Source organism: Variovorax sp. P1_G12, assembly GCF_056405555.1.
The window spans coordinates 1-23,672 of record NZ_JBFUBW010000051.1; the positions used below are offsets into that span (position 1 = coordinate 1).

22 protein-coding genes are annotated in these 23,672 nt (G+C 68.9%); 20 read left to right on the forward strand and 2 right to left on the reverse strand.

Features of this window, described 5'->3' with window-relative positions:
• A partial coding sequence (locus AC1D2O_RS34705) for a transposase (RefSeq protein WP_478158686.1) occupies positions 1 to 249 on the forward strand: 249 nt, incomplete at its 5' end.
• A gap of 136 nt (positions 250 to 385) precedes the next feature.
• Here the strand turns inward: AC1D2O_RS34705 and AC1D2O_RS34710 are convergent.
• On the reverse strand, positions 386 to 895 hold the full coding sequence (locus tag AC1D2O_RS34710; protein ID WP_478093906.1) for a tetratricopeptide repeat protein: 510 nt from the start codon (positions 893 to 895) through the stop codon (positions 386 to 388).
• A gap of 286 nt (positions 896 to 1,181) precedes the next feature.
• Between AC1D2O_RS34710 and AC1D2O_RS34715 the strand changes: the two genes are divergently transcribed.
• Both AC1D2O_RS34715 and AC1D2O_RS34720 read left to right on the forward strand, forming a co-directional pair.
• Positions 1,182 to 2,507 carry an NfeD family protein gene (locus tag AC1D2O_RS34715; protein ID WP_478158687.1) on the forward strand — a complete coding sequence of 442 codons (1,326 nt, stop codon included), beginning with the start codon at positions 1,182 to 1,184 and terminating at the stop codon, positions 2,505 to 2,507.
• 57 nt (positions 2,508 to 2,564) lie between these two features.
• A complete protein-coding gene (locus tag AC1D2O_RS34720; RefSeq protein ID WP_478158693.1) occupies positions 2,565 to 3,305 on the forward strand; it encodes a slipin family protein in 741 nt (246 codons plus the stop codon).
• A 130-nt stretch (positions 3,306 to 3,435) separates the two neighbouring features.
• On the opposite strand, the gene AC1D2O_RS34725 is transcribed toward AC1D2O_RS34720, so the two are convergent.
• Complete coding sequence (locus tag AC1D2O_RS34725; RefSeq protein ID WP_478158688.1) at positions 3,436 to 5,001, reverse strand: SidA/IucD/PvdA family monooxygenase; 1,566 nt, start codon at positions 4,999 to 5,001, stop codon at positions 3,436 to 3,438.
• Positions 5,002 to 5,042: 41 nt separating this feature from the next.
• Between AC1D2O_RS34725 and dapF the strand changes: the two genes are divergently transcribed.
• The 17 genes from dapF to mraY all read left to right on the forward strand — a co-directional run bounded on the left by dapF (position 5,043) and on the right by mraY (position 23,669).
• Positions 5,043 to 5,918, forward strand: coding sequence for a diaminopimelate epimerase (gene dapF / locus AC1D2O_RS34730; RefSeq protein ID WP_478091558.1), 876 nt, complete (start codon positions 5,043 to 5,045; stop codon positions 5,916 to 5,918).
• A complete protein-coding gene (locus AC1D2O_RS34735) occupies positions 5,915 to 6,604 on the forward strand; it encodes a DUF484 family protein (protein ID WP_442287169.1) in 690 nt (229 codons plus the stop codon). The genes dapF and AC1D2O_RS34735 overlap by 4 nt, the downstream gene beginning before the upstream one ends.
• The gene (locus AC1D2O_RS34740; protein WP_478091560.1) at positions 6,601 to 7,215 is read left to right on the forward strand and encodes a YdcF family protein; all 615 of its coding nucleotides are present in this window, start codon (positions 6,601 to 6,603) and stop codon (positions 7,213 to 7,215) included. Before AC1D2O_RS34735 ends, AC1D2O_RS34740 begins: the two co-directional genes overlap by 4 nt.
• Positions 7,216 to 7,320: 105 nt before the next feature.
• Positions 7,321 to 8,325 carry a tyrosine recombinase XerC gene (locus AC1D2O_RS34745; protein ID WP_478091562.1) on the forward strand — a complete coding sequence of 335 codons (1,005 nt, stop codon included), beginning with the start codon at positions 7,321 to 7,323 and terminating at the stop codon, positions 8,323 to 8,325.
• Positions 8,322 to 9,524 carry a class I SAM-dependent rRNA methyltransferase gene (locus tag AC1D2O_RS34750; RefSeq protein ID WP_478091563.1) on the forward strand — a complete coding sequence of 401 codons (1,203 nt, stop codon included), beginning with the start codon at positions 8,322 to 8,324 and terminating at the stop codon, positions 9,522 to 9,524. Before AC1D2O_RS34745 ends, AC1D2O_RS34750 begins: the two co-directional genes overlap by 4 nt.
• A gap of 88 nt (positions 9,525 to 9,612) precedes the next feature.
• Complete coding sequence (locus AC1D2O_RS34755; protein ID WP_478091564.1) at positions 9,613 to 10,662, forward strand: CobW family GTP-binding protein; 1,050 nt, start codon at positions 9,613 to 9,615, stop codon at positions 10,660 to 10,662.
• 318 nt (positions 10,663 to 10,980) lie between these two features.
• Positions 10,981 to 11,865 (forward strand): RNA polymerase-binding protein DksA, encoded by an 885-nt coding sequence (gene dksA / locus AC1D2O_RS34760; protein WP_478091566.1) that lies wholly within the window; start codon positions 10,981 to 10,983, stop codon positions 11,863 to 11,865.
• Positions 11,866 to 11,896: 31 nt separating this feature from the next.
• Positions 11,897 to 13,468 carry an STAS domain-containing protein gene (locus AC1D2O_RS34765; protein WP_478158689.1) on the forward strand — a complete coding sequence of 524 codons (1,572 nt, stop codon included), beginning with the start codon at positions 11,897 to 11,899 and terminating at the stop codon, positions 13,466 to 13,468.
• Positions 13,469 to 13,521: 53 nt separating this feature from the next.
• Entirely contained in the window at positions 13,522 to 14,070 is a 549-nt protein-coding gene (hslV, locus tag AC1D2O_RS34770; protein WP_478094514.1) for an ATP-dependent protease subunit HslV, read from the forward strand.
• Positions 14,071 to 14,087: 17 nt separating this feature from the next.
• Complete coding sequence (gene hslU / locus AC1D2O_RS34775) at positions 14,088 to 15,410, forward strand: ATP-dependent protease ATPase subunit HslU (protein ID WP_478158690.1); 1,323 nt, start codon at positions 14,088 to 14,090, stop codon at positions 15,408 to 15,410.
• A 518-nt stretch (positions 15,411 to 15,928) separates the two neighbouring features.
• A complete protein-coding gene (mraZ, locus tag AC1D2O_RS34780) occupies positions 15,929 to 16,357 on the forward strand; it encodes a division/cell wall cluster transcriptional repressor MraZ (RefSeq protein ID WP_478092681.1) in 429 nt (142 codons plus the stop codon).
• A gap of 8 nt (positions 16,358 to 16,365) precedes the next feature.
• Entirely contained in the window at positions 16,366 to 17,292 is a 927-nt protein-coding gene (gene rsmH, locus AC1D2O_RS34785; protein WP_478092678.1) for a 16S rRNA (cytosine(1402)-N(4))-methyltransferase RsmH, read from the forward strand.
• 89 nt (positions 17,293 to 17,381) lie between these two features.
• Positions 17,382 to 17,705: a cell division protein FtsL gene (ftsL, locus tag AC1D2O_RS34790; RefSeq protein WP_478092677.1), complete on the forward strand. Its 324-nt coding sequence runs from the start codon at positions 17,382 to 17,384 to the stop codon at positions 17,703 to 17,705.
• Positions 17,705 to 19,459: a peptidoglycan D,D-transpeptidase FtsI family protein gene (locus tag AC1D2O_RS34795; protein ID WP_478092676.1), complete on the forward strand. Its 1,755-nt coding sequence runs from the start codon at positions 17,705 to 17,707 to the stop codon at positions 19,457 to 19,459. The genes ftsL and AC1D2O_RS34795 overlap by 1 nt, the downstream gene beginning before the upstream one ends.
• Entirely contained in the window at positions 19,459 to 20,964 is a 1,506-nt protein-coding gene (locus tag AC1D2O_RS34800) for a UDP-N-acetylmuramoyl-L-alanyl-D-glutamate--2,6-diaminopimelate ligase (RefSeq protein ID WP_478092674.1), read from the forward strand. The genes AC1D2O_RS34795 and AC1D2O_RS34800 overlap by 1 nt, the downstream gene beginning before the upstream one ends.
• Positions 20,961 to 22,436 carry a UDP-N-acetylmuramoyl-tripeptide--D-alanyl-D-alanine ligase gene (locus AC1D2O_RS34805; RefSeq protein WP_478158691.1) on the forward strand — a complete coding sequence of 492 codons (1,476 nt, stop codon included), beginning with the start codon at positions 20,961 to 20,963 and terminating at the stop codon, positions 22,434 to 22,436. The genes AC1D2O_RS34800 and AC1D2O_RS34805 overlap by 4 nt, the downstream gene beginning before the upstream one ends.
• A 54-nt stretch (positions 22,437 to 22,490) precedes the next feature.
• Positions 22,491 to 23,669: a phospho-N-acetylmuramoyl-pentapeptide-transferase gene (mraY, locus tag AC1D2O_RS34810; RefSeq protein ID WP_478093886.1), complete on the forward strand. Its 1,179-nt coding sequence runs from the start codon at positions 22,491 to 22,493 to the stop codon at positions 23,667 to 23,669.
• Positions 23,670 to 23,672: the final 3 nt, after the last annotated feature.

Here is a 23,672-nt window from a genome sequence, read left to right on the forward strand (position 1 = left end):
GCGCAGAACAAGTCGGGACGTCGCTCGGCGGTGGCCGACGAGATCGCGCAGAGCGAGGGCTATGCGATCTCTCAGCGCAAGCGAAAGCTGATCGAGCAAGGCTTCGGCTGGGCCAAGTTCGTCGGCCCCATCCGCCAGGTGATGGTGCGCGGCATCAAGAAGGTCGACCAATTGTTCGTGCTGACGATGGCCGCCTACAACCTCGTGCGCATGCGGACCTTGGCAGAAGTCCGTCCGTTGACCCCGTAGAGGGGAAACGAGAGCCGAAAACGGGCCCTCGAAGCGGGACAACGGCGACGGCAGCGAGCCTGAAACGTCGAAATCCCGCAACCGCCCACTTCAGGACGCCGGATGACTGCGGCTCGCCTGGTACTTCAGCGGCCTGCTAGGTCTTGTTTCGCTTGTAGTTCTCGATCTTCTCCTTCAGCTCCGTGTACTGCTCGCAAGGCAGCCAGCAGAGCTTGTTGAGTGCCTTCAGATGCACTTCGGCATCTTCGAGACGTCCCACCTGGAGATAGGCTTCGCCCATGTATTCGTGGGCGTCGCGATGGCGGGGATTGATCTGCAGGGCTCTTTCGTAGTGCTTGAAGGAGTTGTCCATGTCGCCCATGTGCCGGTAGGCGAAACCCAGCAGGTTCCAGGCGTCCGCGTTGTTCGGGTCGGTCTGGATCACCAGGGTCAGCCGCCCGACGGCGTCGGTCCACTGCTCCGCCTTGATGGCGGCTTCCCCGGCGCGGTAGTTGGGGTCGACGTTCTTCACTTCGGTACCGCCGCCACCCCCACCGCCGCCACCCCCACCGCCTCCGCCGCCTCCGCCGCCGCCGCCGCCCGCAGGCCATGCCGGAAAGCTCAGGAAGACGAGGCACACGGCTGCCGCCAATGCTCTTTTTCGCATGATGAGTGCTCCTAGATCGTTACTTCCCAGCCCTCGCCTTGTGAGTAGTCCGCCAGTTCGCCCCGGCTGAATTCGATCTCCGCGGCGCGCGGGTGTCAACACGCAACCGCATAGACAACTTGCGCCCATGGTGTTTGGCCGCTTCGGTTTTCTCCCGTTGCTCTGAATGCCCACGATGTGACAGCGCTCGGCCCGATCCCTAGAATGAGCAATGGCGTACGCCAGAACATGGTTGGTGGGACTGGTCCTCCTTGCCTGCGCGGTGGGAGCGGCCCATGCCCAAGCCGTGCCTGCCACCGCCGCCTCGGCCGACGCCTCTTCCGCCGGGCAAGCCGGCACGGTCGTCCTGATGGAGGTCGACGGCGCGATCGGCCCTGCCGCCGTCGACTACCTGCACCGCGGACTCAGGCTGGCAGCCCAGGAGCAAGCCCGGCTCGCGGTGATCCTGCTCGACACCCCCGGCGGGCTCGACAGCTCGATGCGCCGCATCATCAAGGACATCCTCGCCTCCCCGATCCCGGTGGCAACCTTCGTGGCGCCGGACGGAGCCCGCGCCGCCAGCGCAGGCACCTACATCCTCTACGCCAGCCAGATCGCGGCCATGGCGCCCGCCACCAACCTCGGTGCCGCGACGCCGGTCGAGATCGGCATGCCGACACCGTCGGCCCCGACGGCCAAGCCCGACGGCCAGGGGTCCGGGGCGGCGCCGGATGCCATGGCGGCCAAGCGCTTGGCCGACGCCTCGGCCTACATCCGCAGCCTGGCGCAGCTGCGCGGGCGCAACGCCGACTGGGGCGAGCAGGCGGTGCGCGAATCCGTCAGCCTGTCGGCTTCGGAGGCGCTGCAGAAGAACGTCATCACGCTGATCGCGCTGGACGTGGCCGACCTGCTGCGGCAGGTCGACGGCCGCGAGGTGCGCACCCCGCTGGGCGATGTGCGGCTGGAGACGCGGCACGCCCAGGTGCTGGTGTTCGACGCCGACTGGCGCAGCCGCCTGCTGTCGGTGGTCACCGAGCCCAGCCTTGCGCTGGTGCTGCTGATGGTGGGCATCTACGGCCTGCTGTTCGAGTTCTCCAATCCGGGCTTCGTGCTGCCCGGCGTGGTGGGCGCGATCTGCCTGATGCTGGCGCTGTACGGGCTGCAGATGCTGCCGGTCAACTATGCCGGCCTGGGGCTGATCTTCCTCGGCGTGGCCTTCCTGATCGCCGAGGCCTTCCTGCCGACCTTCGGTGTGCTGGGGATTGGCGGCATCGCGGCCTTCTCGATCGGCGCCGTGCTGCTGATCGACAACGACGCCCCGGGCTTCGGCGTGCCGCTGTGGCTGATCGCCGTGCTGGCCGCGGCCTCGGCGGTCTTCATCCTCGTGGTGGCCGGCATCGCCGCGAAGAGCCGGCGGCGGCCGCAGGTGGTCGGCGTCGCGACGCTGGTGGGCGCCACCGGCGAACTGGTCGAGTTCGCCAACGGCGAAGGCTGGGCCCAGATCCAGGGCGACTACTGGAAGGTGAGCGGCGCGGACGGCCTGCGCCCGGGGCGGCGCATCCGCGTGACCCGCGTGCAAGGGCTGGCCCTGCAGGTGGCCGAAGACAACCCGGAGGGCCCGGCAAGGGCTTGAACCATGTTCTTCAACTTCAGTGTCGTCCTGGTGGCGCTCCTCATCCTGCTGCTGGCGATGATCGCGGCGGCCTCGCTGCGCATCCTGCGCGAGTACGAGCGCGGCGTGGTGTTCCAGCTGGGGCGCTTCTGGAAGGTCAAGGGGCCGGGGCTGGTGATCCTGATCCCGGGCGTGCAGCAGATGGTGCGCGTGGGATTGCGCGTGATGGTGCTCGACATCCCGAGCCAGGACGTGATCACGCGCGACAACGTGTCGGTCAAGGTGAACGCGGTGCTCTACTTCCGCGTCATCGATCCCGAGAAGGCCATCATCCAGGTCGAGCGCTACCTCGAGGCCACCAGCCAGCTGGCTCAGACCACCTTGCGCGCGGTGCTGGGCAAGCACGAGCTGGACGATCTGCTGTCCGAGCGCGAGCGCCTCAACCTCGACATCCAGAAGATCCTCGCGGCCCAGACCGACCTCTGGGGCATCAAGGTGACCAACGTCGAGATCAAGCACGTCGACCTCAACGAGAACATGGTGCGCGCGATCGCGCGGCAGGCCGAAGCCGAACGCGAGCGGCGCGCCAAGGTGATCCATGCCGAAGGCGAGCTGCAGGCTTCGGTGAAGCTCGCAGAGGCGGCCGAGATCCTGGGCCGCCATCCGCAGGCGCTGCAGCTGCGCTACCTGGAAACCCTCACGGTGATCGCCGCCGACAAGAATTCGACCATCGTGTTTCCGCTGCCGGTGGATCTCATCGGACCTCTGCTGAAGAGGTGGGCCGAGAAGCAGGGCGACGCCGAAGCGCCCGGGGCGTAGCGGCTCGCCGGGTCCGACGGCGCTCAGGCGCCCGCGTCCTCGAACGCAAGGCCGACGCCGTAGACCGATCGGACCCCGTCCGCCGCCAGGCGTTCGAGGTTGAACTTCACCGACAACCGGCGCTTCTGAATCAATCCGCGCCGCCGGGCGGCACGTACCAGCGGGTCGCGGCCAGCTCGGGCTCGTCGTGGGCCTGCAGCAGTTCCCAGTGGCGGTCGGCGTCCTCGACGAACAGGTCGCGCGCGATCGCCTGGGCCAGCCGCGTGGCGCCGATCGCGAGGCCGGGAATGTCGCCGGCCAGCGCGCCATGGCTCATGGTCGCACCCCAGTTGAAGAGGCGCATGCGGGCCAGCGCCGGGGCCCGAGGGCCCGCCGGCTCGGCGCTGCGCAGCTCGAAGCCCGGTCCCAGGTAGGGAAAGCGCGCCGGTTCGGGATGGTGCTGGGCCTCCGTCGCCGAGACGTGGCGGGCCCAGGTGTCGATCTGCGCGGTGAAACCTGCGATCTCGGGCCGGTCGATCAGGTCGACGTCGAAACCGGTGCCGAAGATCACCGCGTCGAAGCGCTCGCTGCCGCCGTCCGGCAGGGTGACCGTCACGCCATCGGCGTCGGCTGCCACGTCCTCCCAGGGCGAGCCCAGACGCAGCTCGAAGGCGTCGTGGGCGTCGCAGCGGCGGACGGTTTCCCAGGGCGGTGGCACCTGCTCGTCGAAGATGTAGGTGTAGACCCGCCACTTGCGGGCGTCGTCAAGCCCTTCGAAGCCGCGCAGGAAGCCGTGGCTCGAGGCCGCCTTGCTCTTGTTGACCTGCGGCAGCTCGGTGCGGCGCGCGAACAGGGTGACGCCCGCGGCCCCGGCTTCCAGCGCGCAGGCCGCGTTGTCGAAGGCCGAGGCGCCGGCGCCCAGCACGGCGATGCGCCGCCCCTCCCAGGCCGCGAAATCGATGGCATCGGCGGAATGGAACACGCGGGCCGCCGCCAGCGGATCGTCGCGGCGCAGCGACGGGAAGGCGGGCCAGCGCGGTGCGCCGCTGCCGTCGCGGCCGAGCGCGAGCACGAGCTGGCGCGTGCGCACCGTCTCGCGCCGTCCCTGCGGGTGTTCGAGCTCGATCGTGAGCAGGCGGCCGTCTTCGGCCGGCGACACCGAGCGTAGCGCGACGCGGTTTTCCACCGGCAGGCCGACCGTGTCGCGCACCCACAGCAGGTAGTCGCGCCAGTCGACCCGGCCGATCTTGTGCAGCGCCTGCCAGCCCGGCGTGGCGCCGTCCGCGGAGGCGTCGCCGGCGCCGTGCTGCGCCTCGTACCAGGCGCGAAAGCTCAGCGAAGGCACGCCGAGTTCGGGCCCGCCCACGTGCTTGGGGCTGCGCAGCGTCAGCATGCGTGCGTAGGTGCCCCAGGGCCCTTCTTCGCCGCGCGCGGCCTGATCGACGACGCGGATGTTGGTGACGCCTTCGCGGCGCAAGGCATAGGCCGCCGTCTGGCCGCACATGCCGGCACCGGCGATCAGCACGTCGAGCACCGGTGCTTCGGCGGTCGCCGATTCGGCCGGCAGCACCCAGGCGGGCGGCGGCAGGTTGATGCGTTCGAGATCGTCGCGGGCCTGGGCCGCGAGCCGGGCCAGCGCCGCGGCGTTGCGCGGGCTGGCAATGAATTGCAACGGCACCGGGGGCAGTGCATCGGAAGAGGAAGCGTCGGAAGCCATGGCCTGAAGATAATCCAGATGGGGCAGCAGATAATCCCCCGATGCGAATCCGCTTCACCAAGATGCAGGGTGCCGGCAACGACTTCGTCGTGCTGGACGAAACCCGCAGCCCGCTCGGACTCCGCGCCGCGCAGTACCGCTTCCTGGCCGACCGCCACTTCGGCGTCGGCGCCGACCAGATCCTCTCGGTGCGGCCGTCGCCGGCCGAGGGCATCGATTTCCAGTACGTGATCCACAACGCCGACGGCGGCGAGGTGGAGCAGTGCGGCAACGGTGCGCGCTGCTTCATGCGCTTCGTGCGCGAGCACAGCCTCACGGCCAAGGATGCGGTGCGCGTGCAGACGCTCGCTGGCGTGATCGAGCCGCGCATGGGCGCCGACGGCCGCGTGACGGTCGACATGGGGGCCCCGGTCTTCGAGCCGGCCCGGGTGCCCTTCGACACCGCGGGCCTCGATTCGCAGCCCGAAGGCGGCTGGCACAGCTGGCACCTGGCGCTCGACACCCATGCCGGCAGCGCCATCGTGGCGGTGGCCGTGCTGTCGATGGGCAATCCGCACGCGGTGCAGATCGTCGCCGACGTCGACAGCGCACCGGTCGCCACCCAGGGCCCGCTGATCGAGCACCATCCGCGCTTTCCGCAGCGCGTCAATGCCGGCTTCATGCAGGTGGTCGACCGCGCCCATGTGCGCCTGCGCGTCTTCGAGCGCGGCGCCGGCGAGACGCTGGCCTGCGGCACCGGCGCGTGCGCGGCGGTGGTCGCGGGCATCCGGCTCGGCCTGCTCGAGCGCCAGGTCGACGTCCAGACCCGGGGCGGACTGCTCACCATCGAATGGGCCGGCGACGGTGCACCGGTGCTGATGACCGGCCCCGCGGTCACCGTGTTCGAAGGCAGCATCGAGGTGCCGGACCCGTCATGAACAATTTCAACTCCAACGCCATGAACCCGATCACCGAAGACGATATCGCCAACTACCTGTCGAACACGCCCGACTTCTTCGAGCGCCACGCCCAGCTGCTCGGCCAGGTGCAGCTCACCAGCCCGCACGGCAATCGGGCCGTGAGCCTGCAGGAGCGCCAGGCCGAGATGCTGCGCGAGAAGATCAAGGCGCTGGAGCACCGCGTGATGGACATGGTGCGCCACGGCACCGAGAACGCGGTCACGGCCGACCGCCTGCAGCGCTGGACCCGCGGCCTGCTGACCACCCGCGACCCACGCGCGCTGCCGGCACAGATCGCCGCTCAGCTGCAGGCCCTGTTCATGGTGCCGCAGACCGCGATCAAGATCTGGGACTTCGACAGTGCCTACCAGGACGAGGCCTACGCCCAATGGGTCAGCGACGACGTCAAGGCGCTCGCCACCTCGCTGACCGCGCCCTACTGCGGCCTGAACTCCGGCTTCGAGGCCGCCGGCTGGCTCGCCGAGCCGCAGGCGGCGGTCTCGATCGCGCTGATCCCGCTGCGGCCCGAGCCCGAGGCGCCGGCATTCGGCCTGCTGGTGCTGGCCTCGCCCGATGCCCAGCGCTACAACGCCGAGATGGGCACCGACTTCCTGGAGCGCATCGCCGAGCTGGCCTCGGGCGCGCTGTCGCGCCTGCGTCCTTGAGCCCGAGCCTGCGGCGCGGTCTGCTGGGCGCGGTGGCGGTTCTGCTGCTGGGCTATGTGTCGATCCACGCGATGGTCTGGCGGCATGCGCTCGCGCGCCTCGCAGAGTCACCTCAGCGCCCGGCCGACGCGGCGCTGATCCTGGGCAACCGGGCTTACAAGGACGGCAAGCCGAACCCCTGCCTGACCGGACGGGTCGACGCCGGCATCGCGCTGGCGAAGGCCGGCACGGTCCGCCAGCTGGTGTTCTCCGGCGGCGTCGACAGCGAGGACGGCCGCATCGAGGCCGAGGTGATGGCGCAGCATGCGCGCAATGCAGGCTACCCCGGACTGCTGCTGCTGGAGCCGGTGTCGCAGTCGACCCGCGAGAACCTGTCGATGTCGCGCGCCGTGCTGCAGGCCGCGGGCGTGCGCAGCGTGATCATCGTGACCGAGCCCTACCACCTGTGGCGGGCCGAGCGGCTGGCGCGCGCGTCCGGATTCGACCGCCTGTTCGATGTCCAGTTCGCCGCCGCGCCGACCAGCTGCTGGCAGCGCTGGGGCATGGCCTTCAAGGGCGCGTTGCGCGAGCCGCTGGCCATCGTCAACAATGCCGCCAATGGGTACTTCTAGCTCGCCCCCAGGTTGGCTCACTTCGTGTAGCCGCCCACCCCCTCGCCGGGGGCGATACCAGCGGCCCGGCAAAGCCGGTTCCGCGGTATCCCTGGAAGGGGCTCCATGGTGAGTCCGAATTGGATCGAAAAGTATCTGGAGCATGTGCGGGTGGAGCGCCGGCTGGCGGCGCGCACGGTCGAGCTCTATGCCGTCCACCTGGCGGTGCTGGCGCAGAACGCCGCCGCGGCCGGCCTGGCGCTGGACCAGGTGCAGACGGCGCATGTGCGGCGCTGGATGGCCCAGCTGCACGGCGCCGGGCGCGAGCCGCGCGGCATCGCGCTGGTGCTCTCGTGCTGGCGCAGCTTCTACCGCTGGCTTGGCCATGAGGGGTTGGTCGGATCGAACCCGGTGCAGGACGTCCATGCGCCCAAGGCCGCCCGGCCGCTGCCGAAGGCGCTCGCGGTCGACGATGCGGTGCGGCTGGCCGAGCTGCGCGACGCCGAGGCCGACCCCTGGGGCGAGGCGCGCGATCGCGCGATCGTCGAATTGCTCTACGGCTGCGGCCTGCGTGTCGGCGAACTGACCGGCCTGGATGTGCGCGCAAGCAGCACGGCGCGCGGCTGGATCGACCTCGACGCCGCCGAAGCCAATGTGCTGGGAAAGGGCAGCAAGCGCCGTCTCGTGCCGGTGGGCAGCAAGGCGATCGAGGCCCTGCAGGCCTGGCTGGCGGTGCGCGACGGCTGTGCGGCGCTCGGGGCCGCGCGGCTGCGCGACCCCGGGAGCGCCGCGGCGCTCTTCATCGGCCGCAATGGCACCCGCTTCTCCGCCCAATCGGTGTGGAAGCAGCTGCGTCAGCGCAGCCTCAAGGCGGGCCTGCCGGCGCCGGTGCACCCGCACATGCTGCGGCATTCGTTCGCCAGCCATCTGCTGCAGTCCAGCAGCGACCTGCGCGCGGTGCAGGAACTGCTGGGCCACGCCAACATCTCGACCACCCAGGTCTATACGCGGCTGGATTTCCAGCATCTGGCCCGCGCCTACGACGCCGCGCATCCGCGGGCCCAGGCCCGCGACGAGGGCCCGCCGCCGATCGGCGAATCATTGCAAAAGAACAAGGGTAGGAATCCATGAAAGTTCTCCGTCTGCGGCCCGGCAAGGAGCGTTCGCTGCTGCGCCGCCACCCCTGGGTATTCGAGTCCGCGATCGCGAAAGGCGGCGGCGATGCCGGCGAAACGGTCCGCATCGAGTCGGACGACGGCCGCTTCCTGGCCTGGGCCGCCTACAGCCCGCATTCGAAGATCCGCGCCCGGGCCTGGAGCTTCGACGAGACGCAGCGCATCGATGCGGCTTTCCTGGCCGCGCGGGTCGCGCAAGCGGTCCGGGCGCGCGAGCTGTTCGACCTGCAGAGCGACGGCGTGCGGCTGGTCCACGGCGAGGCCGACGGCCTGCCCGGACTGATCGTCGACCGTTACGGCGACACGCTGGTGGCGCAGTTCCTCTCGGCCGGCGTCGAGCGCTGGAAGGCGCCGCTCGCCGACGCGCTGCTCGCCGCCACCGGCCTCGACAAGCTGTATGAACGCTCCGACGCCAGCGGCCGCGAGCGCGAGGGCCTGAAGCCGGTGACCGGCTGGCTGCGCGGCAGCGGCCCGACCGAGCTCCAGATCCGCGAGCACGACTGGCGACTGGGCCTGGACATCGCCACCGGCCACAAGACCGGCTTCTACCTCGACCAGCGCGACAGCCGCAAGCGCTTCGCCGAGCTGGCCGGGCAGCGCCGCTTCCGCCGGGTACTGAACTGCTTCTGCTACACCGGCGGCTTCACGGTCGCCGCGCTGGCCGGCCTGAAGGCGGCGGGCGCGGTCGAGGGGGCCGAACTGATCTCGATCGATTCCTCCTTGCCGGCGCTGGAGCGTGCCCGGGCCCATGTGGCGCTGAACGGCTTCGAGGGCGCCCGTACCGAGTTCCTCGATGCCGACGTCAACGCCAGCCTGCGCCGCTTCGTCGACGAGGGCCGCCAGTTCGACGCCATCGTGCTCGACCCGCCGAAGTTCGCGCCGACCGTGGCCCACGCCGAGCGTGCCGCGCGCGCCTACAAGGACATCAACCGGCAGGCCTTCAAGCTGCTGGCGCCCGGAGGGCATCTGCTGACTTTCTCTTGTTCGGGCGGCATCGGGGCCGACCTGTTCCACAAGATCGTGGCCTCGGCCGGCATCGATGCCGGGGTGGACGGCTACATCACCGAGCGCCTGGGCGCCGCGCCCGACCATCCGATGACCATCGAGTTTCCCGAGGGCGAGTACTTGAAAGGGCTGGTGGTGGTGCGCAAGTAGGCTTTGCCCCTGCCGCAGCGCGGCCGGGCGCCGCTCGCTAAACTTTCCGCCTTCCCCGATCCCCCCTCGTTTCCCCGGAGCACCCTCAATGGCCCTTATTCCCGCCACCATCCTCACCGGCTTCCTCGGCTCCGGCAAGACGACCTTGCTCAAGCGCATCCTGAGCGAGGCGCACGGCCAGAAGATCGCGGTGATCGAGAACGAGTTCGGCGAGGAGAACATCGACAACGACATCCTGGTCACCGAGTCCAAGGAGCAGATCGTCCAGATGAGCAACGGCTGCATCTGCTGCACGATCCGCGAGGACCTGCGCGAGGCCCTGCAGCTGCTGGCGGCCAAGAAGCGCAAGGGGCTGCTCGACTTCGACCGCGTGGTGATCGAGACCACCGGCCTGGCCGATCCGGGCCCGGTGGCCCAGACCTTCTTCATGGACGACGAGATCGCCGAGAGCTATCTGCTGGACTCGATCCTGACCTTGGTCGATGCCAAGCATGCGCCCCAGCAGCTCAACGACCGTCAGGAAGCGCGCCGCCAGGTCGGCTTCGCCGACCAGATCTTCATCAGCAAGAGCGACCTGGTCGCCGCCGAGGAAACCGATGCGCTGATCCACCGCCTGAAGCACATGAACCCGCGCGCGCCGCAGCAGAAGGTCCATTTCGGCGAGGTGCCGCTCAAGGACGTGTTCGACCTGCGCGGCTTCAACCTCAATGCCAAGCTGGACATCGACCCCGACTTCCTGAAGGAGGAAGAGGCCCACGACCACCATGACCACGCGCCTGGCGAGCATTGCGACCACCCCTCGCATGCGGGCGAAGGCCATGGCCACCACCATCACCACGACGACGATGTCAAGAGTTTCGTCTACCGCTCGGACCGGGCCTTCGATCCGGCCCGACTCGAGGACTTCCTCGGCGCGATCGTCAATATCTACGGTCCGCGGATGCTGCGCTACAAGGGCGTGCTGCACATGCAGGGCACCGAGCGCAAGGTGATCTTCCAGGGCGTGCACCAGCTCATGGGCAGCGACCTCGGCCCGGCCTGGAGCGCCGACGAAAAGCGCACCAGCCGCATGGTGTTCATCGGCATCGACCTGCCGCGCGAGATCCTGGAGCAGGGACTGGACCAGTGTCTGGTCTAGGGAGAAACACCCCCGAAGCGCCTGCGGCGCCTCCCCCTCGAGGGGGCGATACCAGCGGCCCGGCAAAGCCGGTTCCGCGGTATCCCTGGACTTGGACAGTGCCGGTTTCATGGGCCGCGGTGCTGCGGCACTGATCTCTCTATACAATCGCGCGCCTGTTCCGGGGGCTGCGATTGACCTTCTTTGACCAAGTGTGACTTCCGGCATAGGGCCGGGCGCGTTTCCAGGCTGAATTCGGGGGTATAACCCCGGGGTTCGCCATCGGCGAGCACCCATGATTTGAATGCGCGTTCGAGTTCATCGAAGGAGCCAGTCACCGTGAAGAAACCCGCCGCAAAGCCCAAGCCCGCGCCGAAGCCGGCCGTCAAGACGACGGCGGCTGCGAAGCAGGCTGTACCCGCGGCGAAGAAGGTTTCCGCCAAGCCCGTCGCGCCGCCAAAGGCCCCTGCCAAGAGCAAGACCTCTGCCGCCACCGCGAGCGCCCCCTCATCCAAACCGGCCGGCCCCCGTGCCGCGCCACCTGCACCATCGACTCCCATGAAAAAAACGGCTGCCGCCTCCTCCTCTTCCGCCCCGGCGACGCCCGCAACGACCGCCGCACCCGCGCCCGCACGCGGGGGCCGCGTGTCGCGGCTGTCGCAGCTGACGGTCCCCTCCATGCCGCAATCGGTGGCGTCCACCGCAGCCAAATCGAGCTTCGTGCAGATCACCTCGAACGCGCTGGTGCCGCCGCCGCCGATCGCGGTCAAGAAGGATCCGAAGCTGGTCAACAACTGGAAGACCAAGTCCGCCGAGGAACTCACCGACGCCGAAGTGATCGCGATGCCGGACACCGAGTACATGAACGACAAGCAGATGGCCTTCTTCCGCCTGAAGCTGCAGGAACTCAAGCGCGGCATCCTCGAGAATGCCGGCGAGACGACCGAGCACCTGCGCGAGGACACGGTGGTCGTGCCCGACCCGGCCGATCGCGCCACCATCGAGGAAGAGCATGCGCTCGAGCTGCGCACGCGGGATCGCGAACGCAAGCTCCTGAAGAAGATCGAGCAATCGATCCAGCGCATCGATGCCGGCGACTACGGCTACTGCGACGAGACCGGCGAGCCGATCGGCGTCGGCCGCCTGCTGGCCCGTCCGACCGCCACCCTGTCGCTCGAAGCGCAGCAGCGCCGCGAGCTCAAGCAGAAGATGTTCGGCGACTGATCGCCCGAGGAGCCGGACGGAGACGCTGCGCATGGCCAAGGAAGATTCCGGTCGCTTGCTGTCCAAGGTGGCGAAGTTCGTTCGCAATCCCTTGAAGGATTGGTCCGAGCTCGATGCCGACGAGTCATCGACGCTCGAAAACGGCTACAGCCGCGAGATGCTCAAGGAGATGATCGAGCGGCGGCAGCGCAACGATTTCGTGCGCCGCCGCGAGTTCGACATGCTGCGCAAGCTGCGCCAGCGCGAAGCGGCCGGCGAGCGCGACCCCGCCGCCACGCCGTCCTCCTTCAATGTCAGCAGCACCTCCGGAAAGACGGAGGGCAGGGCGCTCACGCTCAAGAAGATCGATGAGATCGAAGAGCAGATGTCCCAGCAATGGTGGAAGGGCCGCAGCCCCCGCGGCGCGCCGGACAGCGAGGGCGCGGCCGCCGATGGCGCGCCCATGGCCGAGCAGCACGCGCGCGCCTATGCCGACACCGTGCCCGGCGTGCCGCAGGGCGGCGTCCAGGGACTGCAGGTGCAGCTGCCGGCCCACGACGGCAGCATCGAAGAAGCCGCGATCCGCTACGCCCACGGCGACGACGCGGGCGCCGAGGCCATCCTGCTGCAGGCGCTCGCGCCCGACAGCCCGAGCGGCGAGCACGACGACACCTGGCGTACGTTGTTCGATCTCTATCGCGCCATCGGCGATGCCGAGAAGTTCGTGGCCGCCGGCACCCGTTATGCGCAGCGCCTGAAGCAGCCGGCGCCCGATTGGATCTCTTTCCGCACCCTGGCCAACACCCTTCGGGCCTCGATCACGACGCAAACCCCGACGGGGCCGGTGCCGGCCGGTGACGCCGACTGGGCGAGCCCGCCGCGGCTCTCGCGCGAGGGTCTGCTGGGCCTGACGCGTGCGCTCGGCGCCGCGGGCCCGTCCTGGCGGCTCGACTGGAGCCTGCTCGACGCCATCGAGCCTGATGCCGCCGGACCGCTGCGGGCCCTGTTCACCCATTGGGCCGATTCGACCGTGCAACTGCGTTTTCGCGGCAGCGATCGCCTGCTGCTCGCGCTCGCCGAGGCCACGCCGGCCAACGACCGCGGCGTGGATGCGGTCTGGTGGCAGCTGCACATGGCCGCGTTGCGCGTGATGCACCGGGCGGACGAGTTCGAGCTGCTGGCGCTCAACTACTGCATCACCTACGAAGTGTCGCCTCCGCCCTGGGAGGATCCCAAGGGCGACTACGTGTCCCTCGACGGGGTCCCGGCGGCCAGGCCGGCCGCGGGCGCTTTCTCGCTCGACTCCGTGGCCGCGCAGCCCGCCGCCAGGCCGGCCGCCGCGGGCATCGGCAGCAGCGTGCTGGTCGGGGAGCTGGTCGGCGAATCGCTGTCGACCTGGCAGCGGCTCGACACCGAGCTGGGCGATTCGGCAAGCCCGACGGTGTCCTGCGCGGCGCTGGTCCGGATCGATTTCGCCGCCGCCGGAACCCTGCTCAACTGGGTCACCGACCATCATGGCCGCGGCCAGAAGGTCCAGTTCGTCGATGCCCACCGCCTGGTCGCGGCCTTCTTCGACGTCATCGGCATCGCCGACCACGCCTCGGTCGCCATCAGAAAAGACTAGCCGCGGCGCCCGCCGGGGGTTGAGATCCGGGCCTTTGCCCTGAGATTGCTTCGATGGAACAATTTCACGGAACCACCATCATCAGCGTCCGCCGCAAGATCGCCGGCGGCGCCGACCAGGTCGCCATCGGCGGCGACGGCCAGGTCACGCTGGGCAACATCGTCATCAAGGGCACGGCGCGCAAGGTTCGCCGGCTCTACCACGGCAAGGTGCTGGCCGGCTTCGCGGGCGCGACCGCCGATGCCTTCACCCTGTTCGAGCGTTTCGAGGCCAAGCTCGAGAAGCACCAGGGCCACCTGGCGCGGGCCGCGATCGACCTGACCAAGGACTGGCGCACCGACCGCGTGCTGCGCCGCCTCGAGGCCATGCTGGCGGTGGCCGACGCCACCACCTCGCTGATCATCACCGGCAACGGCGACGTGCTGGAGCCCGAGAACGGCATCATCGCGATCGGCTCCGGCGGAGCCTACGCGCAGGCCGCGGCCAAGGCGCTGCTCGACAACTCCGAGCTGCCGGCCGAGCAGATCGTCAAGAAGTCGCTCGAGATCGCCGGCGAGCTCTGCATCTACACCAACATGCACCACACGGTCGAGACCCTCTGAGAACCGCGAGCCACTCCATGTCCATGACCCCCCAGGAAATCGTCTCCGAGCTCGATCACCACATCGTCGGGCAGCCCCAGGCCAAGCGCGCGGTCGCGATCGCGCTGCGCAACCGCTGGCGCCGCCAGCAGGTCGAGGAGACGCTGCGCGCCGAGATCACGCCCAAGAACATCCTCATGATCGGCCCCACCGGGGTCGGCAAGACCGAGATCGCCCGCCGGCTGGCGCGGCTGGCCGACGCGCCCTTCATCAAGGTGGAAGCCACCAAGTTCACCGAGGTCGGCTACGTCGGCAAGGATGTCGATTCGATCATCCGCGACCTGGCCGAGATCGCGATCAAGCAGACCCGCGTCGCCGAGAGCGCCAAGGTCCGGATGCGGGCCGAGGACGGCGCCGAGGAGCGCATCCTCGACGTGCTGCTGCCGCCGGCCCGCGGTGCCGAGGGCGCGGGCGCCGATGCCGGCAACGCGACCCGCCAGGCCTTCCGCAAGAAGCTGCGCCAGCACGAGCTGGACGATAAGGAGATCGAGATCGACCTGGCCGAAGCGCGCACGCCGCTCGAGATCATGGGTCCGGCCGGCATGGAGGAGATGACCGAGCAGCTGCGCGGCATGTTCGGCCAGCTGGGCCAGGCCAAGCGCAAGACCCGCAAGCTCAAGATCGCCGAGGCGATGCGGCTCCTGATCGACGAGGAGGCCGCCAAGCTGGTCAACGAGGACGAGATCCGCACCCAGGCGATCCACAACGCCGAGCAGAACGGCATCGTCTTCATCGATGAGATCGACAAGGTCGCGAGCCGCAACGATTCGCAGGGCGCCGACGTCTCGCGCCAGGGCGTGCAGCGCGACCTGCTGCCGCTGGTCGAGGGCACGGCGGTCAGCACCAAGTACGGCGTGGTGCGCACCGACCACATCCTGTTCATTGCCAGCGGCGCTTTCCACCTGAGCAAGCCGAGCGACCTGATTCCGGAGCTGCAGGGGCGCTTTCCGATCCGGGTCGAGCTGCAGTCGCTGTCGGTGGCGGACTTCGAGAGTATCCTGACGCAGACCCAGGCGTCGCTGGTCAAGCAGTACCAGGCCTTGCTCGCGACCGAGGGCGTCACGCTCGAATTCACCCCGGACGGCGTCACCCGCCTCGCGAGCATCGCCTTCGATGTCAATGAGCGCACCGAGAACATCGGCGCGCGCCGCCTGTCGACCGTGATGGAGCGGCTGCTGGACGAAGTGAGCTTCGATGCCGCCAAGCTGGATGGCCAGGCGGTGCGCATCGATGCCGCCTATGTCGACCAGCGACTCCAGGCACTCAGTCACGACGAAGACCTTTCTCGATTCATCCTTTGAAATGTGGCTCGCCCCCAGGTTGCCCGGCACTTCGTGTCCGGGCGCCCACCCCCTGCCGGGGGCAACACCAGCGGCCCGGCGAAGCCGGTTCCGCGGTGTTTCACCGACGGGCCTGGCTGCGCCGGCCGGTGAATACTGGCGCTGGGGTTTTTTCTACGGCTGCGCGCAGCGCGCCTGTTCGTGGGCAGTCGCGGAACCGGCTTCGCCGGGCCGCTGACTGCGCCCCCGGTAGGGGGTGGGCGGGCTACACGAAGTGAGCCCAACCTGGGGGCGAGCTATCTCTTGCATTACTTTCATTGCGTGAGCTAAGTGCTTCATTTGCAACGGAATTCGGTGTTTCTGCGGTTGCAAAAACACCGCTAAGTCGTTGATTCCATTACAAAAAATACCTGTGACGTCCGGTTGCGCAGTAGTTGTTTCCTGCTACAGTGCAAAAAAGTGCAGTTAAGTGGGAAAAAGTGTCGAGTGAGGCCTGATTCGGGTCTCGCGGCAGCTCCCATCACCGGGGTCTCGTGGTCGTGTTTCAAGGCGCTTCATCGCTCAGTCTGGATGCCAAGGGGCGGCTCTCCGTGCCGACCCGGCATCGTGACGTCCTGAGCGCGACCGCCGAGGGCCATCTCACCATCACCAAGCACCCGCACGGCTGCCTGATGGTGTTCCCGCGTCCCGAATGGGAGAAGTTCCGTGAGCGCATCGCCGCGCTGCCGATGTCGGCACAATGGTGGAAGCGCGTCTTCCTCGGCAACGCGATGGACGTCGAGATGGACGGCACCGGCCGCGTGCTGGTTTCGCCCGAACTGCGCGCCGCTGCCGGTATCACGCGCGATGCGCTGCTGCTCGGCATGGGCAACCACTTCGAACTCTGGGACAAGGCGACCTACGACGCCAAGGAAGCCGAGGCCACGCAAGGGCAGATGCCCGACGTTTTCCAGGACTTTTCGTTCTGAGGCGCACTGTGGAACAACCATGGACCCATACGACCGTCCTGCTGCAGGAAGCAGTGGACGCGCTCTTTCCGGATGTGTCGCACACCACGGGAACGTACGTGGACGCGACCTTCGGGCGCGGCGGCCATGCCCGCGCCATCCTGGCCAGGCTGGGGCCGACGGGCCGGCTGATCGCGTTCGACAAGGACGCGGAAGCGGTGGCCGAAGCAGCGCGCATCGAGGATGCGCGTTTTTCCATTCGGCACCAGGGCTTCAGGGATCTGGGGGAACTGCCGCCGTCCAGTGTGGCCGGCCTGCTGATGGACCTCGGCATCAGCTCTCCCCAGATCGACAACCCCGCACGGGGTTTTTCTTTTCGTTTCGACGGACCGCTCGACATGCGCATGGACACCACGCGCGGCGAGAGCGTTTCCGAATGGCTGGCGACAGCCGAGCAGCAACAGATTGCGGAGGTGATTCGTGACTATGGCGAAGAACGGTTTGCTGTTCAGATTGCAAAGGCGCTTGTTGCTCGCCGACAAGAACGGGGCCCAATTTCAACCACCGCCGAGCTGGCCGAGCTCGTGGCTGGCACGGTCAAAACCCGCGAGCCGGGCCAGAACCCTGCAACGCGCACATTTCAGGCTTTTCGGATTTTCATCAACGCCGAGCTTGAAGAGCTGCAACAGGCGCTAGAGGCCAGCCTGACCGTGCTGCAGCCCCAGGGCCGCCTCGCGGTGATCAGCTTCCATTCGCTGGAAGACCGCATCGTGAAGCAGTTCATCGCCCAGCATTCGAAGGAGGTCTACGACCGCCGCGCGCCCTTTGCCGCGCCGAAGGCGATGAAGCTCAAGGCCCTGGCGCGCATCAAGCCCTCGAAGGCCGAGGTGGCCGGCAATCCGCGTTCGCGCAGCGCGATCCTGCGCGTGGCCGAGCGCACGAGCGAGGGGATCTGAGATGAATCGCCCCCACGCTCATCACTTCGTGTATCGCTGCCCTCCGAGGGGGCGCTCAGAGCCCTTCGGGCGGCCGGGCGGGCTCTGACATGGCCCGCCTCAACCTGCTGCTGCTGATCGCCGTTCTCGGCTCGGCCGTCTACCTCGTCCACACCCAGTACCTGTCGCGCCAGCTCTTCACCGAGCTGCACCGCATCGAGCTCGAGGCCCGCCGCCTGGAGCTGGACCGCGACCGGCTGCAGGTCGAGAAGCGCGCCCAGGCGACGCCGCTGCGGGTCGAGAAGCTGGCCAAGGAGCAGCTCAAGATGCGCACCACCACGCCGGCCATCACGCAGTACGTGCGCCAGGATGGGACCGTGATCCCGGCGGTGGTGGCGCCCGCGCCCGCCGCGCCTTCCAAGGGAGCGCACTGATGGCGCGCCGCAGCCGCAGCGTCCAGTACACGACCAGCCCCTTGCTTGCGAGCAAGACGCCGGTCTGGCGCAGCAAGTTCATCGTCGCGGCCATCGCCGGCGGCTTTCTGCTGCTGGCGGCCCGCGCGGCCTATGTGCAGGTGCTCGACAACGATTTCTTCCAGCGCCAGGGCGAGGTGCGCTTCACGCGCACGCTGGAGCTGCCGGCCAACCGGGGCCGGATCCTCGACCGCAACGGGCTGCTGCTGGCCTCCAGCGTGGTGGCGCCGAGCATCTGGGCCATTCCGGAAGACATCGAGCGCGACGATCCCGAGGTCAGGGCCAAGCTGAAGCAGGTCGCCAAGCTGCTCGAGATGCCGCTGAAGGACTTCGACAAGAAGCTCGAGGACGAGGACAAGACCTTCGTCTGGATCAAGCGCCAGGTCGATGAGCCGATCGCCAAGCAGATCGCCGCGCTCAACATCAAGGGCATCTACCAGCGCAAGGAATACAAGCGCCAGTACCCCGAGGGCGAGTCGGCCGCGCACGTGGTCGGCTTCACCAATGTCGAGGATCACGGCCAGGAGGGCATCGAACTCGCGTTCAACAAGGACCTGGCCGGCAAGATCGGCTCGCGCCGGGTGATCAAGGATCGGCTCGGCCGCGTGGTCGAGGGCGTCGGCGAGCAGGTGCCGCCGGTGGACGGCAAGGACATCCAGCTCAGCGTCGACAGCAAGGTGCAGTTCTTCGCCTACCAGAAGCTGCGCGACGCGGTGACGATGCACAAGGCCAAGGCCGGCAGCGTGGTGGTGCTCGACGCCATCACCGGCGAGGTGCTGGCGCTGGCCAACTACCCGAGCTATGTGCCCGACAAGCGGCAGAACCTGACCGGCGAGCAGCTGCGCAATCGCGCCCTGACCGACGTCTTCGAGCCCGGCTCGACCATGAAGCCGGTGACGGTCGGCATGGCGCTGGAAGCGGGCCGCGTGACGCCGCAGACCGTGATCTCCACCGCGCCCGGGCGCATGAGCATCGGCGGCTTCACGATCAGCGACACCCACAACTACGGCTCGCTGACGGTCGAGGGCGTGATCCAGAAGTCGAGCAACATCGGCGCCCTCAAGATCGCCCAGAAGATGACGCCGCGCGAGATGTGGGACACCTACACCGCGCTCGGCTACGGCCAGAAGCCGCAGATCCAGTTCCCCGGCGCGGTCACCGGCCGCCTGCGGCCCTGGAAGTCGTGGAAGCCGGTCGAGCAGGCCACGATGGCCTACGGCTACGGCCTGTCGGCCTCGCTGTTCCAGATGGCGCATTCGTATACCGCCTTCGCGCACGACGGCGACATCATCCCGGCGACCATCCTCAAGAGCCCCGAGCCGGCGGTCGGCGTCAAGGTGTTTTCGGCCCAGAACGCGCTCGCGGTGCGCAAGATGCTCCAGATGGCCGCCGGCCCGGGAGGCACCGGCCCGCTGGCGCAAACCATCGGCTACTCGGTGGGCGGCAAGTCCGGCACCGCGCACAAGCAGGTCGGCAAGGGCTATGCCAGCAGGCAGTACCGCGCCTGGTTCACCGGCATGGCGCCGATCGACAAGCCGCGCGTCATCGTCGCCGTGATGATCGACGAGCCGAGCAACGGCCAGTACTTCGGCGGCCTGGTGGCGGCGCCGGTGTTCAGCGAAGTCGTGCAGCAGACCCTGCGCATGATGAACGTGGCGCCCGATCTGGCAGTCAAACCCCTGGTCGTGACCAAGGGTGTGGAAGAGAGTTTCTGATGATCGCGAAGCTGCACAGCCCCGCCGAAGCCGCCGACTGGCTGAAGTCCCGCGTGCGCGGCGTGCTGCACGCCGACAGCCGTCCGGTGGGCGCGGGCGACGGATTCATCGCCTGGCCCGGTGCGGCCACCGATGGCCGGCGTTTCGTCGCCGCCGCGCTGGCGCAGGGCGCTGCCGCCTGCCTGGTCGAGCGCGAGGGCAGCGAGGCCTTCGGCTTCGACAGCGAGGCGATCGCCACCTACGCCGGCCTGAAGGCCGCGACCGGTCCGATCGCCGCGGCCTTCTACGACGCGCCCTCGCAAGCGCTGGAGGTGCTGGCGGTCACGGGCACCAACGGCAAGACCTCGACCGCCTGGTGGCTGGCCCAGGCGCTGTCGTCGCGGGCCGCGCAGGCGCTGCGCTCGCCCTGCGCCGTGGTCGGCACGCTGGGGATCGGCGTGCCGCCCGAACTCACCTACACCGGGCTCACCACGCCCGACCCGGTGCTGCTGCAGCGCGAGCTGCGCGGCTTCGCCGACCGCGGCTTCGGCGCCTGCGCGATCGAGGCCTCGTCGATCGGCATCGCCGAGCGGCGGCTCGACGGCACCCGGATCGGCGTCGCGGTGTTCACCAATTTCACCCAGGACCACCTGGACTATCACGGCAGCATGGACGCCTACTGGCAGGCCAAGGTCGAGCTGTTCCGCTGGCCCGGGCTGCGCGCCGCGGTGCTCAACATCGACGACGTGCATGGCGCCTCGCTGGTCGCCAACATGGTCGAGGCCGGTGTCGGCGCGCTCGACGTCTGGACGGTGTCGGCGGACGGCGCGCCGGCCAGGCTGGTGGCACGGGACATCGGCTACGACGACCAGGGGCTGCATTTCACGGTGGTGGAGCGGGGCGCGCCGGTGCAGCGACTCGCGACCTCGCTGATCGGGCAGTACAACGTCGCCAACCTGCTGGGCGTGCTGGGCGCGCTGCGCGCCCTTGGCCTGTCGCTCGAAGAAGCGGTGGCGGCCTGCGCCGGCCTTGACAGCGTGCCGGGCCGCATGGAGCGCCTGAGCCTGCCCGGCCAGCCGCTCGCGGTGGTCGACTATGCCCACACGCCGGATGCGCTCGACAAGGCGCTGGCCGGCCTGCGCCCGCTGGCCCGTCAGCGGGGCGGCGCGCTGTGGTGCCTGTTCGGCTGCGGCGGCGACCGCGACAGCGCCAAGCGGCCCATGATGGCCGCGGTGGCCGAGACGCAGGCCGACCGCGTGGTCGTGACCAGCGACAACCCGCGCAGCGAAAAGCCCGCGGCGATCATCAGCCAGATCCTGCTGGGGCTGGCGCGCCCGGAAGCGGCCCAGGTCGAGCCCGACCGCGCCCGCGCCATCGCCGAGACGCTGGCCCAGGCGCGGCCCGAGGACGTGGTGCTGCTCGCGGGCCGCGGCCACGAGGCCTGGCAGGAGATCGGGGGCGAGCGCATCGCGTTCTCGGACCGGACGCATGCGATCGATGCGCTGACGCGAAGGAGCGCAGCATGAGTGAAGTGTCCGGGATGCCCGCCCCGGTGCCGATGATGACGCTGGCCCAGGCCCTGGCCTGGGTGCCGGGCGCCCGGCCGGTCGGCGACCTCGCCACGCCGATCCAGCGGGTGCATACCGACACGCGCACGCTCGCGGCCGGCGATCTGTTCGTCGCCTTGAAGGGCGAGCGCTTCGACGCCAACGCCTTCCTGGCCGACGCCCGGGCGCGCGGCGCGGTGGCGGCGATCGGGCACGGCGGCCTGGCCGAGGCCGGCCTGGCCGGACTCGAGGTGCCCGACAGCCTGGCCGCCCTCGGCGCGCTGGCGGCGGGCTGGCGCGCGCAGTTCGAGCTGCCGCTGATCGCGGTCACCGGCAGCAACGGCAAGACCACCGTGACGCAGATGATTGCCTCGATCCTGCGTGCCGCCTGCGGCGACGGCGGGCTGGCCACGGCCGGCAATTTCAACAACGAGATCGGCGTGCCGCTGACACTGCTGCGCTTGCGCGCGCGGCACCAGCGCGCGGTGGTCGAGCTCGGCATGAACCATCCGGGCGAGATCGCGCGCCTGGCGCGGATCGCGCGGCCCACCATCGCGCTGGTCAACAACGCGCAGCGCGAGCATCAGGAATTCATGGCCACGGTCGAGGCGGTGGCGCGCGAGAACGCGGCGGTCTTCGAGGCGCTGCCGCCTCAGGGCACGGCCGTCTTCCCCTATGCGGACGAATTCACGCCGCTGTGGAACGAGATCGCGCGCCGCGGCGTCGCCTCGCGCCGCTGCCTGACCTTCGGCGAGCAGCCCGGCGCGGACATCTCGCTGGTGTCCGCCGAATGGGGTCACGGTGCCTGGCAGGTCCAGGCCCGCACGCCGCTGGGCGATCTGGGCTTTGCGCTGCGCATCGCCGGCCGCCACAACGTCGTTAACGCGCTGGCGGCGATCGCCAGCGCCCTCGCCAGCGGGGTTTCGCTGGACCGCATCACCGACGGGCTGGCCGCCTTCGAGCCGGTCAAGGGCCGTTCCAAGGCCAGCGAGCTGCGTTTGGCGGGCCCGCGCTCGATCACGCTGGTCGACGACACCTACAACGCCAACCCCGATTCGATGCTGGCTGCGATCGACGTCCTCGCCGGTCTGCCCGGCCCGCGCCTGCTGGTGCTCGGCGACATGGGCGAGGTCGGCGACCAGGGGCCGCGCTTCCATGCCGAGGTCGGCGCCCGGGCGCGCGAGCGCGGCATCGAGACCGTGTTCGCGCTCGGGCGCGAATCGGCGCACAGCATCGCTGCCTTCCAGGGCGGCGCCGGCCCCGGCATGGGCGAGGGCCGGCATTTCGAGGACATCGATTCGCTCAACGCCGCCGTCCGCGCCCAACTGCCCCGGGCCGCCAGCGTGCTGGTGAAGGGCTCGCGCTTCATGCAGATGGAGCGCGTGGTCCAGGCCGTCGCCGGCTGGGCCGAATCACAACCACAAGACAAGGAGGCCGGTCATGCCGCATGAGTCGCGCATCGAGGCCTGTTCGCAGATGAATCATTTCCCGACGAGGTTCAGCCCATGCTGCTGAGCCTCGCCACGTGGCTGCAAGGCCTGTCGCCGGAGTTCGGATTCCTGCGCGTCTTCCAGTACCTGACCTTCCGTGCGCTGATGGCGGCGCTGACCGCATTGCTGCTCGGCCTGGCGGCGGGACCCTACGTGATCCGGCGCCTGAGCGCGCTCAAGATCGGCCAGCCGGTGCGCGGCTACGGCATGGACACGCACCTGACCAAGAGCGGCACGCCGACCATGGGCGGCGTGCTGGTGCTGTTCTCGATTGCGTTCTCGACGCTGCTGTGGTTCGACATCTCGAACCGCTTCGTCTGGATCGTGCTGTGGGTCACGCTGGGCTTCGGCGCCATCGGCTGGGTCGACGACTGGCGCAAGGTGGTGCGCAAGGACCCCGAAGGCATGCGCTCGCGCGAGAAGTACTTCTGGCAATCGGTGGTCGGCCTGGTGGCGGGCTTTTACCTGCTGTTCAGCATTTCCGAGAGCTCCAACTGGCGGGTGCTCGAGCTGTTCTACGCCTGGGTGCGCTCGGGCTTCGATCTCGACTTCCCGCCCAAGATCAACCTGCTGGTGCCCTTCTTCAAGGAAGTGAGCTATCCGCTCGGCGGCATCGGCTTCGTGATCCTGACCTACCTGGTGATCGTCGGCGCGAGCAATGCGGTGAACCTCACCGACGGGCTCGACGGCCTGGCGATCATGCCGGTCGTGATGGTGGGCTCGGCGCTGGGCGTGTTCGCCTACGTCACGGGCAGCGCGGTGTATTCGCGCTACCTGCTCTTTCCYCACATCCCGGGCTCGGGCGAACTGCTGGTGTTCTGCTCGGCGATGGCCGGCGCGGGGCTCGCGTTCCTGTGGTTCAACACCCATCCGGCGCAAGTCTTCATGGGCGACGTGGGCGCGCTCGCGCTCGGCGGCGCGCTGGGCACCATCGCGGTCATCGTGCGCCAGGAGATCGTGTTCTTCATCATGGGCGGCATCTTCGTGGTCGAGGCGATCTCGGTGATGGCGCAGGTCAGCTACTTCAAGTACACCAAGAAGCGCTTCGGCGAAGGCCGGCGCGTGCTCAAGATGGCGCCGCTGCACCATCATTTCGAGAAGAGCGGCTGGCGCGAGACGCAGGTCGTGGTCCGCTTCTGGATCATCACGATGCTGCTGTGCCTCGTGGGTCTTTCCACCCTGAAGCTGCGTTGACAC